The following is a 12,493-nucleotide window of genomic DNA, read 5'->3' as shown; positions in this document are numbered from 1 at the left end:
AGGGGGGATCATGAGCGAACCGACCATCCCCGCCCCCGAGGAAAGGATCGTCCATTCGCTGTCACCCGAAGAGCGGCGCAAGCATGCCCTGCGCCCTTACCCCGACTTGCGAACGCGCGCGCTCAGCCACCTGGGCCCCGGGACACGCGCCTTCGAGATCACCAAGCGGATCGCGGTGGGCGCCTACAACGACGGCTTCATCCACGCGGGCAACCTTGCCTACATGGCGATCATCGCGATCTTCCCGTTCTTCATCCTGGGCGCTGCGGTATTTTCGATCATCGGTGAGGAAAGCGAGCGCGCGGCGACGATCACCGCCGTGCTCTATGCCCTGCCCCCGATCGTGGCCGAGGTGATCGAGCCGGTCGCCCGCAGCGTCGTCGAATCGCGCAGCGGATGGTTCCTGTGGCTGGGCGGCCTGTTCGCGCTGTGGACCGTGTCCAGCCTGATCGAGACGATCCGCGACATCCTGCGCCGCGCATACGGCACGAAGGCCACCCACGCCTTCTGGAAATACCGGCTGTGGTCCGCGGGCGTCATCTTCGGGGCGGTGATACTGCTGATCGTCAGCCTGCTGGCGCAGTTCATCATAGGGACGGCGCAAGAGGTCATCGACGCCTATTTCCCGTGGCTGACCGACGCGATCGGCCAGCTTGAGATCAGCCGCATCGTCCCCGCGTTCGGCCTGTTCGGCTCGCTCTATCTCCTGTTCTACACCCTGACTCCCAAGGAATATCGCAAGCGCCGCTATCCCAAGTGGCCCGGCGCGCTCGCCACCACGCTGTGGTGGATCGCCGTCGCCATGGCGCTGCCGCCGCTCGTGCGCAGCTTCTTCCGGTACGAAGGCACGTACGGCAGCCTGGCCGGGATCATGATCGCGCTTTTCTTTTTCTACCTCGTCGGCCTAGGGATGGTCATCGGGGCGGAGCTCAACGCGGCGCTGGCGGAAACGCCGGAGGAGGCGGAAAACCGGATCGGGCAGGCCGACGATCGCGCGCGGCGGGCGGCAGCGAATAAGCAAGAAGGAACGGCATGAGCGGACTCATGGTAGGCAAGCGCGGGCTCATCATGGGTCTCGCCAACGACAAGTCGCTCGCCTGGGGCATCGCGCAGAAGCTTGCCGAACACGGCGCGGAACTGGCGATCAGCTACCAAGGTGCGGTGATGGAGAAGCGCGTGCGCCCGCTTGCGGAGCAGCTCGGCTGCGATTTCCTGATCGATTGCGACGTTGCCGACATGGCCAACCTCGATGCCGCGTTCGAGACGCTGGCGGCCCGCTGGCCGGCCATCGACTTCGTCGTCCACGCGATCGGATTTACCAACAAGGACGCGTTGCGCGGCAAGTATTTCGACGTCACGCTCGACGATTTCCTAATGACCATGAACATCAGCGTCTACAGCTTCACCGCGGTCGCCAAGCGCGCGGCGGCGATGATGGGCGAGGGCGGCAGCTTGCTGACCTTGAGCTACTACGGCGCGGAAAAGGTCATCCCCCATTACAACGTGATGGGCGTGGCGAAGTCGGCGCTGGAAACGAGCGTGAAGTACCTCGCCAACGACGTGGGGCCGCAGGGCATCCGGGTAAATGCGATCAGCGCCGGTCCGATCAAGACCCTCGCCGCGAGCGGGATCGGTGACTTCCGCCTGATCCTCAAATGGAACGAATACAACGCGCCCCTGCGCCGCAACGTGACGATCGAGGACGTCGGCGGCGCGGCGTTATACCTGCTGTCCGACCTCGCCAGCGGCGTCAGCGGCGAGACGCACCACGTCGATGCGGGGTATCACACCATCGGAATGAAGCAGGAAGACGCGCCGGACATCGCGCTGGGGTAAGTCGCGGGCGATAACGGCGCGGCGCACGGAATATGGGACGAAGCAAGCCGACCCTCACTGGATTCTGCAATAGCGCGAGCGCATCATCCATGCGCGAATTGCAGCATCGGGGAGGTGATCTATTCGTGTGCTCTTTTTGGGCCGCAAGCCGGTCGCCGCCCGTCTTCTGGAGCGGATGGCGCACGACGACCGGGTGACGGTCGTCGGCGTGCTTACCGATTCGCAGTTCGAGTCTTCGCCGACCACCGACCTCGCACAGAGGCTGGGGCTTCCGTTGTACGAGTTCGAAGAGGCATTGGCCGCGGCGGAAGACGGGACCCTGGAATTCGATCTCGGCCTGTCCGTGCTATACTGGCGCAAGCTGCGCGGCGCGCTTCTCGATCGCCCGCGGCTGGGCTTCATCAATTTCCACCCGGCCCCCCTCCCCGATTACAAGGGAGTCGGCGGTTACAACTGCGCCATTCTCGACGATCTGGCCGAATGGGGGGTCAGCGCGCACTACGTGGACGAGGAGATCGACACCGGCCCGATCATCGCCGTCGACCGGTTTCCAATGGACCTTGAGGAAGAGACTGCGCGGAGCCTCGAGGCGAAAAGCATGGAAGCCCTCGAACGTCAGGCGTTACGGCTCTGGTCCGACCTCGCAGCCGACCCCCGCTTACTCCCCACAAGCGAGAATTGCGGCGGCCGATATGTGACGCGGAAGGAACTGGAGGCGATGAAGGAGATCGACTTCGACACCGACGATGTCCGCCGAAAAATTCGGGCCTTCTGGTTTCCGCCTTACGACGGAGCTCACATCAATCACGAAGGCGCTCATTTGACGCTGGTCGATCGGTCGATCCTGACGGATCTAGCCGATCCGGATTCAAATACGCTGTTCGCCACCCGGCGTGCGAGCGCTTGAGAACTCAAGCGGGGATTGCTTAGAGATCTGCTAGCAGCCGGCTCAGAGCGCCAGACACCGGAGCTATCGCTACGTACCGTTCCGCGCCACGACCAGCATATTGCTTTCGCCCGAAATGGCGGCGATCGCGGACTTGGTCCGCCGCGCGATTTTCTTTCGAAAGCCACCAGTTTTGGGCGCGGTGCGGATCCCGCCGGGAAGCTCGCGCCATTCAACGACCTGCAAACCCGATCGATCGAACAGAGCCCTTAGGGAGTCGCGGGTGTAGTACTGGACATGGTCTGGCGCGCCGAGCAGCACGCGGCGCAAGCGGGCAATCCGGTCCGACAGCACGACTGAAAGCGCTCCGTAAGTCGGGACCTTAGCTACGAAGATCCCGTTGGGCGTCAGCCGCCGGACGGCTGCATCGAGGAAATCGTGCGGCGTCCTGAGGTGTTCCAGAACGTCCCACATCGTGATCACGCCCACTGCAGGCTGTCCATCGGTCTGCGTGAAATCGCCCGCGCTGGCAGCGTAACCTCGATCGCGCACGAGCTGCGCCGCCTCTTCCGAAATGTCGAGGCCGCTGGCTGACAGCCCTGCTCGCTGGGCCGCAGCCAAGAACGCCCCGCCGCCGCAACCCACGTCGAGAATGACAGAGCCCGGCACCATTTGCGGGACGAGCGCCTCGCTGATCAGTCGATCGAAATTGGCATCCAGAGCCCCATCTTGGCGGTAACCGGCGTATTCGCGCGTGTAGATGGCCAGTTCCGCGCGGGTCTGTTCCGCCTGAGTCATCGGCATCCAGCGATGAGAGCAACCCTTGCAGTGCGCGATCCGATGATCGCCGGGGAATTGCGCGGCAGCCCCGCAGGCCGGACATTCGTTTGTTAGCGCGGCGCTCATGGCAGTCAGGCCAGCCCCCTGAAATAATTAATCGTCTTCGCTAGTCCGTCCTCAAGGCGGACCTGCGGTTCCCAGCCCAGCTTCTCGCGCGCCAGCGAGATGTCGGGCTTGCGCTGCAGGGGGTCGTCCTGCGGGAGCGGCTGGAATACCAGCTTCGATTTCGAGCCGGTTTGCTTAATCACCATTTCGGCCAGCTGGCGAATCGTGAATTCGCGCGGTGTGCCGAGATTGACCGGCCCGGGAAAGCCCGGTTCGCTGTCCATCAGCGCGAGGAAACCGGACACAAGATCGTCAACATAGCAGAAGCTGCGGGTCTGTTCGCCTTCACCGTAGATCGTGATGTCCTCGCCGCGCAGCGCTTGGATGATGAAGTTCGACACCACCCGTCCGTCTGACGGATGCATCCGCGGGCCGTAGGTGTTGAAGATACGCGCGACCTTGATGTCGAGCCCGTGCTGGCGATGATAGTCGAAGAACAGCGTCTCGGCGCAGCGCTTGCCCTCGTCGTAGCACGAACGGATGCCGATCGGGTTGACGTTGCCCCAGTACCCCTCGGTCTGCGGATGGACCGCCGGATCGCCATATACCTCGCTGGTGGAGGCCTGGAAAATGCGGCAATTGAGTCGCTTGGCGAGCCCGAGCATGTTGATCGCACCGTGCACGCTGGTCTTCGTGGTCTGGACCGGGTCGTGCTGGTAGTGAACGGGGCTCGCCGGGCAGGCGAGATTCCAGATCTCGTCCACCTCGACATAGAGCGGGAAGCACACGTCGTGGCGCATGAACTCGAACCGCGGTTCCCCCGCCAGGTGGTCGAGATTGCGCTTGTCGCCGGTGAACAGGTTGTCGACGCACAGCACTTCGTCGCCGCGGGCGAGCAGCCGGTCGATGAGATGCGACCCCAGGAATCCCGCGCCCCCCGTGACCAGCACGCGCTTGCGACCGTAGGCATTGCGGGACTGGGGCATCGGGGAAATCGCCTGTTTTCTTGGAACTTGAAGCGAGGCCCATAAAAAGGCCGCGGCCTTTAGGCAACGACGATAGCGGGATCGCCTTGTTTTGATTGCTTGCCTAGTATGCGTAGCGATGGGTAAGGCGCGCACGATGAGTTACGCAGATGCTCAATCGAATTATTGCGACGAAGCTGGAAAGGCTTATCTCGACCAGCGTACGGGAGCCGCATCCGACCGGGTGCAGGCGATGCGCGCGGCGCTTTTCTCCGATATCGGTGGAGATGAGTATACGGTCCTGGACTTCGGGTGCGGGACAGGAGGTGTGCTCTCGCGCACGCCGGCAGCGCGCCGCGTCGGCGTGGAGATCGGCACCGAGGCCGGTGCGCTGGCCTCGAAAGCCGGGATCGAAGTCTATACCGACCTTGCCGATCTTCCGACCGACAGCGTCGACCGTGCAATCAGCTTCCATGCCATCGAGCACACGGAATCGCCGGCAAGCATACTTCGAGAGATCGTCCGAGTGGTGCGCCCGGGCGGACGCGTCCGCCTCGTCGTCCCCGGTGAAAATCCGCGTGATCCGCGGCAGTCCTCGTGGCGGCCCAACGACGACATGCATCTCTACACTTGGACGCCGCTCATCTTCGGGAACCTCGCGAAGGTCGCTGGCTTCTCCGAGATCGCGACCCGTGTCGAACCGATGACCACGGGTTCGCGTATCGTCAGGATCGCCTCGGTAGTCCCGCCGGTTCGAAACTGGCTGCATCAGCGGGTGGCCACCCGCCTCAATTCCTGGAACGTGATTCTGGATGCAGCAGTCGCGGCCTAAGATGTCCGACCGGTCGCAGAGTCACGCCATGCGGCGAACCGTCAAGGGCGAAACGGTGCCGCGCCTGTTCCAGGCCGCGGTGCTAGTGTTCCTGCTGCTTACGGGCGCGGTGCCGCAGTTGCTGCAGGCCCTGTTCAACGGGGTGACCGGCGGCAACGGGTTCGTCTTTGCCGTGCTCACCGCGCTGATCTACGACCTCATGCGCGTCGCGCCGCTGGTGGTGCTCGCCCGGCACCCGGCCGGCATCCTGCACCCGCTGATCATCGCCGTGGTGGTGTGGCCGCTGCTGACCACGCTGCCGAACCTGATCGACAATTTCGGCGGGTATGCCGGCCTTGCTTCGGGCCAGCCGCTGCAGGCCCCGTATTTCACTTCGCTCGGCTGGGAATCGAGCGGCGAGATCTGGTGGGCCGTCACGAAATATCACCTGCTGCAGATCCTCTCGCTCATCGCGCTCTACAGCGGGTTCGCCTTCGTCCGCCAGAGGTCCGGCCGCCCAGTTTCGATCTTGGCGAATGTCGACACGCGGCGGCTGCGGTCGATCCTGGTCGGGGTGATCCTGGTGAACTTCATCGGCGTTGCGATCTTCATCCAGACCCGCGGCGGCCTGGTCGATCACGTGATGGAGCTCGCCTACGGTCGGTTTCGCGCGCTGGCAGGGCTCGGGCCGCTGCTCGCGCTGTTCGACATTGGCGCGCTGTCGCTGCTTCTGTGGATCTGCATGCGGCCGCAGGATGCGCGCAGCCCGCTGTTTCTGGCTCTTCTGCCGCTGGTGGCGGCGCAGCAGTTCCTCGTCGCCGGTTCGCGCGCGGCGACGCTGCTGGTTTTCGTGACGGTCGGGCTGGGCTGGGCCCTGTCGGCGCGGCGTGTGCCGTGGCGACTGGCCGTAGTGCTGGTGCCGGTCGCGTTCCTGTCATTCGGCGCGCTGAATCTCATCCGCACCGCCGGCCTGAGCGGAACGACGGTTGTGGAAGCCGCGCAGGATTCCAGCCTGCAGTCGGTGCTCGAACGCTCGCAGGAAGAGTTCAACCTGCGCCAGGCGCTGTCCGGCGCGGTGCCGGTGGTCGCGGACGGGATGCGCACGACGGGTCCGATGCTCGGTTATACCTACACCGGCGCGATATTAGCGATGGTGCCGCGAGCGGTTTGGGAGGACAAGCCGCGCGGGCCGGGATCGCTCTATGCCCAGCATTTCCTCAACGAATCGGTGGAAGGCACGTCGATCCCGATCGGCTCCGTCGCGGAGGCGTTCTGGAACTTCCACATCCCCGGGATAGTCGTGATCTTTGCGCTATACGGCTATGTCCTCCGGCGTATGTACGAGGTGTACAACCGTAATGCCTCGAACGGGCTGGTCATCACGCTCTTCGTCCTCATCGCCACGCAATTCGGGGTGGGAACGGACGAGCTGGTCGCCTTCCAGCAAAACATGATTACGCTCGCGGTCCTGATGGGGATCATCGCCCTGTTCTATCCCCAGGCACTACTAGCCCCGAAAGCGCAGGCTCGGCGGGTTATCCGCGCGCCCCGACCGACCTGACGGAAACCCGATGACCGAAACTGCCGATTCCAAAGCGGATGCGCGACCCCGCGTCCTGCACGTGCTCAAGTGGCTGCCCCGCGGCGGCATCGAGACGTGGCTGACCCATATCTTCGCCAACAGCAAAGACGGGCCGGTGCGGCACGAGGTCGTGCTGATGCAGGACGAGATCGGGCCGTACGAAGGCAAGGTGCGTGCAGCCGGGGTGGCGATCCACACGCTGCCGGTGCGCGGCTGGCTGCGGTGGCTGGCCGACCTCAGGGCGTTTCTCCGCCGCGAAGGTCCGTTTGCCGCGATCCATGTCCACGTGGACTCGATCGTGGCCGGCCCGGTGCTGGCCGTCGCGGCGAGCGCCGGGGTGCCGGTGCGCATCCTGCACAACCACGCCGCGCAGAGCCAGGGGGCGAACTACCAGGAACTGCGGCACAAGGTTCGCGAAGTCGTGGGTACGTCGATCGCGGCGGTGGCGTCCACGCGACGGGTCGCAATCAGCGAGATGGCGATGGAGCAGTGCGCCGGCCCCCGCTGGCGCGCCCGCGAGGACTGCACGATCCTGCTCTACGGTTTCGACTATTCGAAATTTCACGGCGCCCCCGAACGCGCCCGCGCCTTGCGCGCCGATCTCGCCATTCCAGGCAACGCGAAGGTGCTTGGCCATGTCGGCCGCTTCGCCTCGCAGAAGAACCACACGTTCCTCATCGATACCTTCGCCGCCTATGCGAAAGACCAGCCGGACGACGTGCTGGTCCTCGTCGGCATGGGTCCGCTCGAAGCGGACGTGCGCGCGCAGGTCGATCGGCTGGGCATTGCCGAAAGGGTGCGCTTCGCCGGCGGCACGGACGACATCCCCGCTTTCATGGCGCTGTTCGATATCTTCGTATTCCCTTCGTTCAGCGAAGGCCTGGGGATCGTCGTGCTCGAGGCGCAGGCGGGCGGCACCCCGGTGATCATGCCCGAGAATATGCCGCACGAGGTCATCGTGATCAACGGGGCGGTGACACTGCTTTCGCTCGATGTGGGGACCCAGGCATGGGCGGACCGGATCGCCGCGATCCTGGCGCGCCCCGCGCCGGACGCGGCCGACTGGCTGGCCCGGGTCGAAGGCAGCGTATTTGGCATGCAGCGATGCGTCGCCGATCTCGACGCGATCTACCTCGAGGAGTTGGCGCGGCACGCATGACGGGCCGGGATCGCCTCGATCTGCCCGTCGTCGTCGTCGTCGCCCTCCAGACCGGGAAGGCCGCGAACGGCGGCATCGCGAGTATCGGCGAGATCGTCCGCGGCATGCACGGGTATCGTCCCGTCGTCGTTACGAACCGCGAGAGCCCGGCCGTGGCCCGCTGGCGCGACGCTGGTGTCGATATCCGGATCGTGCCCGAGGACGCCAGCCGCGGCATCACCAACGCTCCGTTCGCCACGCTGCGTACCTACTGGCGCTATTTCCGCGCCGTGCGCGCGGTGCTGACGGAGACTGGGGCACGGATCGTCCACGCCAACGATCCGCTCGCCTTCCAGCTGTGCCTGCCCGCCGTTCGCACGATCGCCGGAGTGCGCCTGGCGCTTAACATCCGTGACACGATCGGGCCGGACCGGCCGCCGCCGGCGGCGCGCTATCGCCGCGTGTTCGGAATGGCCGATCATATCTTTTTCCTGTCCGCGGACATGCTTGCGCGATGGGCCGCCATCGTGCCGGGGATCGAGGCCAAGTCGTCGGTGACCTACTCGATCGTGGATCCCGCGCGCTTTGCCCCTGCCCCCCCGCCTCTCGAAACGCCGCCGGTCGTGCTGGTTTCGGGCGTGGTCTGCGCGAAGAAGGGCCAGCGCGAACTCCTCCAGGTAGTCGCGCCGATCCTGGCCGCAGCGGGTATCGAATCGTGGCTCGTCGGCGACTTCGAGCCGGACGTCGACGATTACGCCGCAGAGTGCCGAACGCTGGCTGCGCCGATGGGCGATGCGGTACGGTTCCTCGGCCATCGCCGCGATATCGCGGCACTGTATGCACGCGCATCGGTGGTGTGCGTGGCATCGCGCTACGAAGGACTGATGCGCACGATGATCGAGGCGATGGCGTGCGCCCGGCCGGTCGTCAGCACCGACGTCGCCTCCGCCCGGGAAATGCTCCTGCAGCCGGGACTGGAGGCGGGCGCGGTGTTCCCCGTCGGCTGCTCGCGCGAGATGGCTGCGGAAATCGCCGCGCTGTGCGCCGATCCCGCACGCGCCGCCGTTCTCGGCGCCAACGGGGCGGCGATTGCCAGCCGGACTTTCCGCGCGGACGACGTCGTCGGGGCTTACGAAGATGCCTACGACGCGATGACGGGCCGGAAAGCGGCACGCGGATGAGCGACGCCGCACCCGCCATTTCGCGGAAGCGCCGCGTGATCCGTAATCTCGCGCTACTGGGCGGCGGCAGCGGCGCCGCCGCGGCGCTGACGCTGGGCGCGGTGGCGATCAATTCGCGCGCGCTTTCGCTGCAGGAATTCGGAACCTACGCACTTCTCCAGACGAGCGCGCTGCTCGTCGCCGGGCTGTTCACCTTCGCGACCCAGCAGCCGGTCATCAAGCTGGGCATGGCTGCGCTCCACGCCGACGACCGCCCGCGGTTCGAGCGCATCGTGGGCATGGGTCTCGCAGCCGACACCGCAAGCGCTGTTTGCGCCGCGTTGGTCGCGGGCGCGGCGGTTTTGTTCATGGCCGGGCTCGTCGGCGTCCCTCCGTCCGCGAGATCTGCCGCGCTGATCGTCGCGGCCAGCCTCGCCTTTCAGGGTTATCGCACCAGCGAGGGCGTGTTCCGCGCGTTCGACCGGTTCGACGCCCTTGGCGCGATCCAGGTCGGCGCCGCGATCGTTCAATTCGCCGGCGCCGCCCTGCTCTGGTGGATCGATGCGCCATTCATCGCCTACGGAGCGTTGGCGGCGATCGCGATCGCGCTGCCTTCGGTTCTCCAGCTCGGCGGTGCGCTCGCGATCCTGCACCGACGCGGGATGCGTCCGCGGTCCAGCGGTCTTTCGACGCCGAGTGCCGACCGGAACGAGTTCGCGGCCTACTGCGGCAGCACGTGGGCCACCGGATCGCTCGACACGATCCGCATGAACGGGGACGTGCCGCTCATCGGGCTCGTCGTCTCGGTAGAGGCAGCAGGCATCTACAACGTCGCGCGGCAGCTTGCCGGCATCCTGCGCAAATTCGTGCAGATCTATGCGAGCGTCCTGTTTCCCGAGCTGGCGACCCTGGCCGCGCAGCGCAATTTCGAAGGTGCAAAACGCGTGCTCCGGCGCATCGTCCTCGTCACCTTCGCCATCACCACGGTGCTGGTCGCGGGGGCGGCGGTGTTCGGCGGGCTCGCGCTTGGCCTGCTGTTCGGCGAGGAATTCCGCGCCGGGCATGCGATCCTCGTCCTCCTATTCGCCGCCGCCGGCATTCAGCTGCTCAGCGCGACCTATTCGATGTACGTCCAGGCCTTCGACGGGCCGATCGCAATCTTCCATGCGTACATCTTGGCGACGATCGCTTTCGCGCTGGTGATCTTGCCCGGATTGCACGTCCTGGGCCTGATCGGCGCCGGTCTAGCGCAAATCGCATTTTTCACCGTACTCACTCTCGCGTGTTTCCGCCGCCTAGCGCGGGCGGGCGCGCAGGGAAAGGACCTGCCATGAGAATAGAAGAAGCGCGGCGGCTGCGCGAATGGATCGCGGACCTCGCCCTGCCGCCGCAATCCGTGGTTCTCAACGTCGGATCGTCCACCGGCGACTTCCGCCGCAGGCAGCAGCCGCACATCCACAGCGAACTGTTCGCTCCTCTCGAGGCAGCGGGCCTGCGAGTCGTCCATTGCGACATGAAGGCGGCCGACGGAGTGGACGAAGTCGGCGACGTGCTCGACCCCGCATTCAGGGAGCGCCTGCGCGGATACGACGCGGACGTGATGATCTGTTCCAACCTGCTCGAACACCTGACCGATCCGCGGACTTTCGCCGCCGCGTGCGGCGACCTGGTGAAGCCGGGCGGCCATTGCCTGATCACCGTGCCCTACAGCTATCCCTATCATCCCGACCCGATCGATACGATGTTGCGCCCGTCGCCGCAGGAACTGGCGACGATGCTGCCCAGCTTCCAACTGGAGCGCGCCGAGGTTCTCGAAAGCGGTACGTTCATCGACGACCTCAAGGCCGGCGGGCGCCCGGTCTACGTGCTCGCGAACCAGCTCGCCCGCACCGCCATGCCGTTTTATCGGCCGTCGCAGTGGCGCCATATCGCACACCGCCTGTTGTGGCTGTTCCGCCCCTTCACGGTCAGCATGGTACAGGTCGGCAAGCCGACCGCCGGCTAGGCTGCGGCACGCTCGGCCAAACGGCGGTAGAAACCGTCGCGGGTTCCTTCCAGCGCAACGGGCAGGTAGGAGCGGCTCGTCGCCAGATCGGTGCGCGCGGCGGCTTCGGTGAAGGCCGGCTCCGTTGCGAAGCGGGCGATCAGCTTGGCAATCGCGGGAATATCGCCGGGAGCGTGGAGGCGGTCGGACGGGAGCAGTTCGGGCAGGCCGCCCGCGGTGGACCCGGCGCATGCGCAGCCCCGGCTCATCGCCTCGACCGTCGCGCGCGGCAGGCCTTCCTGATAACTCGGCTGGAGATGGACATCGATTTCGTCCAGCCACCCCCTGACCCCGTCGCCCGAGGGACGGGTCCCGTCGAAAACCACGCGGTCGGCCACTCCGGCGGCTTCGGCGCGAGCGATCCACGGGTCGCGGTCCCCGGCGCCCAGCACCCGGTATTCGACGCGGAGGCCCTGCGCCTTCAGCTGCGCGATAGCGGGGATCGCGTCCTGGATGCCCTTGGACATGACCCTGAGCGACGCGACCGTGCCGAACACGGGCGGGCGACATTCCCTGAGACGCGCCAGCCGCGCATCGCGCGCGGCCACCTGGGCCTGCCCCAGCGGCTCGATCTCGACGTCGGATACGCCCACGCTGTCCGCCGGACCGGGGTAGCGGCGCTGCAGGAATTCGCGGGTGACGTATAGCATCTGGCCGGCCCGCGACGCCACCTGGCGCATACGGTGCATCGCGAGAGGGGCATAGGCGCGCGACAATCTGTTGCCGTGGTTGCCGTACCCGTCCCACGCGCAGCCGACCGCCTCGCCGGCCCAGGGCAAACCGCGCGCGCGCGCCATGGCGGCTGCCAGGTTGCCGAGATCGCTCGGCACCCGCACCAGCACCGCGTCGCATGCGGCCATCTCGCGCGCGAGCACCGCGCGCGCTTCGCCGCCCATTCCCAGCAATCGTTGGGCGAGCGGATAGTCCGCGACCAGCGCGAACCGGACGCCCGGCGTCTCGGACCGTGCGAGGTCGCTGCCGCCGGTCAGCGCTCCGCCGTCGCGCGCCACGACCACGATCTCGCTGAAATGGCGCAGGTACCGGTCCCACACGCTGCGCGGAAACGATCCGACGGTGTGCACCGCACCGTCCGGACCGTGCAGAAACCGGTGATCGTGAACGAAAAGTAACCGCATGGTACGCGCGCTAGCCGCTCGCCTGCGCCCCGGCAACCGCTGCGCAACCC

12 protein-coding genes are annotated in these 12,493 nt (G+C 66.1%); 9 read left to right on the top strand and 3 right to left on the bottom strand.

All coding sequences use genetic code 11. The features are described from left to right. The first annotated feature begins 10 nt into the window (after positions 1–10). The 3 genes from GRI40_RS09770 (at position 11) to GRI40_RS09760 (ending at position 2,743) form a co-directional block, all read left to right on the top strand. Positions 11–1,036 (top strand): YihY/virulence factor BrkB family protein, encoded by a 1,026-nt coding sequence (locus GRI40_RS09770; RefSeq protein WP_160611140.1) that lies wholly within the window; start codon positions 11–13, stop codon positions 1,034–1,036. Continuing rightward, a complete protein-coding gene (fabI, locus tag GRI40_RS09765; RefSeq protein WP_160611139.1) occupies positions 1,033–1,836 on the top strand; it encodes an enoyl-ACP reductase FabI in 804 nt (267 codons plus the stop codon). Before GRI40_RS09770 ends, fabI begins: the two co-directional genes overlap by 4 nt. Before the next feature lie 127 nt (positions 1,837–1,963). Beyond that, a complete protein-coding gene (locus GRI40_RS09760; RefSeq protein WP_202390180.1) occupies positions 1,964–2,743 on the top strand; it encodes a formyltransferase family protein in 780 nt (259 codons plus the stop codon). A gap of 69 nt (positions 2,744–2,812) precedes the next feature. On the opposite strand, the gene GRI40_RS09755 is transcribed toward GRI40_RS09760, so the two are convergent. Both GRI40_RS09755 and GRI40_RS09750 read right to left on the bottom strand, forming a co-directional pair. Then, complete coding sequence (locus tag GRI40_RS09755) at positions 2,813–3,628, bottom strand: class I SAM-dependent methyltransferase (protein WP_160611138.1); 816 nt, start codon at positions 3,626–3,628, stop codon at positions 2,813–2,815. Between the two features lie 5 nt (positions 3,629–3,633). Further along, entirely contained in the window at positions 3,634–4,593 is a 960-nt protein-coding gene (locus GRI40_RS09750; protein ID WP_160611137.1) for a UDP-glucuronic acid decarboxylase family protein, read from the bottom strand. A 118-nt stretch (positions 4,594–4,711) separates the two neighbouring features. On the opposite strand from GRI40_RS09750, the gene GRI40_RS09745 reads away from it, so the two are divergent. Genes GRI40_RS09745 through GRI40_RS09720 form a run of 6 tightly spaced genes read left to right on the top strand, consistent with a single transcriptional unit; the run spans position 4,712 to position 11,268 of the window. Next, a complete protein-coding gene (locus GRI40_RS09745; RefSeq protein WP_160611136.1) occupies positions 4,712–5,404 on the top strand; it encodes a class I SAM-dependent methyltransferase in 693 nt (230 codons plus the stop codon). A gap of 28 nt (positions 5,405–5,432) precedes the next feature. Next, positions 5,433–6,944 (top strand): O-antigen polymerase, encoded by a 1,512-nt coding sequence (locus GRI40_RS09740; RefSeq protein ID WP_160611135.1) that lies wholly within the window; start codon positions 5,433–5,435, stop codon positions 6,942–6,944. A gap of 10 nt (positions 6,945–6,954) precedes the next feature. Continuing rightward, positions 6,955–8,124, top strand: coding sequence for a glycosyltransferase (locus GRI40_RS09735; protein WP_160611134.1), 1,170 nt, complete (start codon positions 6,955–6,957; stop codon positions 8,122–8,124). Next, positions 8,121–9,284, top strand: a complete 1,164-nt coding sequence (locus GRI40_RS09730) for a glycosyltransferase family 4 protein (RefSeq protein ID WP_160611133.1) — start codon at positions 8,121–8,123, stop codon at positions 9,282–9,284. Before GRI40_RS09735 ends, GRI40_RS09730 begins: the two co-directional genes overlap by 4 nt. Then, the gene (locus GRI40_RS09725) at positions 9,281–10,597 is read left to right on the top strand and encodes a lipopolysaccharide biosynthesis protein (RefSeq protein WP_160611132.1); all 1,317 of its coding nucleotides are present in this window, start codon (positions 9,281–9,283) and stop codon (positions 10,595–10,597) included. Before GRI40_RS09730 ends, GRI40_RS09725 begins: the two co-directional genes overlap by 4 nt. After that, positions 10,594–11,268 carry a class I SAM-dependent methyltransferase gene (locus GRI40_RS09720; protein WP_160611131.1) on the top strand — a complete coding sequence of 225 codons (675 nt, stop codon included), beginning with the start codon at positions 10,594–10,596 and terminating at the stop codon, positions 11,266–11,268. The genes GRI40_RS09725 and GRI40_RS09720 overlap by 4 nt, the downstream gene beginning before the upstream one ends. On the opposite strand, the gene GRI40_RS09715 is transcribed toward GRI40_RS09720, so the two are convergent. After that, a complete protein-coding gene (locus tag GRI40_RS09715; protein ID WP_160611130.1) occupies positions 11,265–12,443 on the bottom strand; it encodes a glycosyltransferase family 4 protein in 1,179 nt (392 codons plus the stop codon). The genes GRI40_RS09720 and GRI40_RS09715 overlap by 4 nt on opposite strands. Positions 12,444–12,493: the final 50 nt, after the last annotated feature.

Origin of the sequence: Tsuneonella aeria, assembly GCF_009827495.1 — a bacterium.
GTDB classification, from domain to species: Bacteria; Pseudomonadota; Alphaproteobacteria; order Sphingomonadales; family Sphingomonadaceae; genus Tsuneonella; species Tsuneonella aeria.
Note: the sequence above shows the minus strand (reverse complement) of the source record. Positions and strands in the feature narration are given on the sequence as shown.

Excerpts from the sequence above, each read along its gene's own strand:
- GRI40_RS09740 (WP_160611135.1), top strand. The coding sequence starts at position 5,433 with ATGCGGCGAACCGTCAAGGGCGAAACGGTGCCGCGCCTGTTCCAGGCC.
- GRI40_RS09750 (WP_160611137.1), bottom strand. The coding sequence starts at position 4,593 with ATGCCCCAGTCCCGCAATGCCTACGGTCGCAAGCGCGTGCTGGTCACG.
- GRI40_RS09755 (WP_160611138.1), bottom strand. The coding sequence starts at position 3,628 with ATGAGCGCCGCGCTAACAAACGAATGTCCGGCCTGCGGGGCTGCCGCG.
- GRI40_RS09735 (WP_160611134.1), top strand. The coding sequence starts at position 6,955 with ATGACCGAAACTGCCGATTCCAAAGCGGATGCGCGACCCCGCGTCCTG.
- fabI (WP_160611139.1), top strand. The coding sequence starts at position 1,033 with ATGAGCGGACTCATGGTAGGCAAGCGCGGGCTCATCATGGGTCTCGCC.
- GRI40_RS09745 (WP_160611136.1), top strand. The coding sequence starts at position 4,712 with ATGGGTAAGGCGCGCACGATGAGTTACGCAGATGCTCAATCGAATTAT.
- GRI40_RS09725 (WP_160611132.1), top strand. The coding sequence starts at position 9,281 with ATGAGCGACGCCGCACCCGCCATTTCGCGGAAGCGCCGCGTGATCCGT.
- GRI40_RS09715 (WP_160611130.1), bottom strand. The coding sequence starts at position 12,443 with ATGCGGTTACTTTTCGTTCACGATCACCGGTTTCTGCACGGTCCGGAC.
- GRI40_RS09770 (WP_160611140.1), top strand. The coding sequence starts at position 11 with ATGAGCGAACCGACCATCCCCGCCCCCGAGGAAAGGATCGTCCATTCG.
- GRI40_RS09730 (WP_160611133.1), top strand. The coding sequence starts at position 8,121 with ATGACGGGCCGGGATCGCCTCGATCTGCCCGTCGTCGTCGTCGTCGCC.
- GRI40_RS09720 (WP_160611131.1), top strand. The coding sequence starts at position 10,594 with ATGAGAATAGAAGAAGCGCGGCGGCTGCGCGAATGGATCGCGGACCTC.